The sequence below is a fragment of the Bacillus sp. SIMBA_154 genome (genome assembly GCF_046536015.1).
GTDB lineage: Bacteria > Bacillota > Bacilli > Bacillales > Bacillaceae > Bacillus > Bacillus pumilus_P.
Window position 1 is genome coordinate 1 of record NZ_JAWJBV010000775.1, and the last position, 228, is coordinate 228.

Annotated in this window: 1 pseudogene; it reads left to right on the forward strand. The window is 38.6% G+C overall.

The window, feature by feature from the left end:
• Positions 1 to 228 (forward strand): annotated as a pseudogene (locus R0K30_RS24000) (3-phosphoshikimate 1-carboxyvinyltransferase); the annotation flags it as partial.

The following is a 228-nucleotide window of genomic DNA, read 5'->3' on the forward strand; positions in this document are numbered from 1 at the left end:
GGTAGTATTTCAAGCCAATTTTTAACTGCGTTGCTTATGGCTGCACCGTTATTTAAAGGTGATACTCAAATTAAAATTAAAGGCACGTTAGTGTCTAAGCCTTACATTGATATTACTCTTGATGTAATGGCGCGTTTTGGTGTTACCGTTGAGCATGACAATTACAGTACTTTCTTTGTAAAAGGTGCACAACAGTATCAAGCCGTTGAGCGAATTATGGTCGAAGGG